Origin of the sequence: Thiorhodococcus drewsii AZ1 (assembly GCF_000224065.1) — a bacterium.
Classification (GTDB): Bacteria; Pseudomonadota; Gammaproteobacteria; order Chromatiales; family Chromatiaceae; genus Imhoffiella; species Imhoffiella drewsii.
Window position 1 is genome coordinate 1 of sequence record NZ_AFWT01000136.1, and the last position, 615, is coordinate 615.

General features: G+C 53.8%; 1 protein-coding gene. It reads left to right on the forward strand.

Annotated features, from left to right (window positions below; all coding sequences use genetic code 11):
* Nucleotides 1-296: 296 nt before the first annotated feature.
* Complete coding sequence (locus tag THIDRDRAFT_RS27030) at nt 297-365, forward strand: winged helix-turn-helix domain-containing protein (RefSeq protein ID WP_245535928.1); 69 nt, start codon at nt 297-299, stop codon at nt 363-365.
* The last annotated feature ends 250 nt before the right edge of the window (nt 366-615 follow it).

Below are 615 nucleotides of genomic sequence, written 5' to 3' on the forward strand. Positions count from 1 at the left end.
GGATGTCTCAAACCGGAAGATGAAATCGTCGGATGTTTTAGATGTCCACGCGATCTGCGTTTCAAAGTTGTACTGGAAAAAAACCGCCAAAATCCATTCGTCCGCCGCAACGGACCGACCGATGAACAATCGAGCCATTCATACCCGTATCATACGAATTTTCGGCTCAGACTCCCTCATTAACCTAATCGTCTGCCCATCATGGTAATCTCTACCGCAAAGCACGCGTATCAAACTGCAGCGGAAGTGGCACGCGACGTCAAGCAACCTAGGATTTGCGCTACACGCCAAGCGACATGAATGCGCTGCTGCATCGCCTTGGCTACGTCTACAAGAAGCCGACGCTCCTGCCAGGCAAGCATTAGTCGGTCGAGGTTCAGGAGGCGTTCGTCTCCAAGTGCCAGGATTTCAAGTATAAAAAGTCCGAAAAAGACGTGATTGTCTTCATGGACGCGGTTCACCCGCAGCACACTCCGGTGCTCGGTTGCGGCTGGATCAAGCTCAACAAACTCGTCATCAGATGAACTACCCCAGCTTCTTCGCCGAGGGGCTGCCGATCGGCTCGGGCGTGTGACCGAGGCCACCTGCAAGACCCTGGTCAAACAGCGCCTGTGC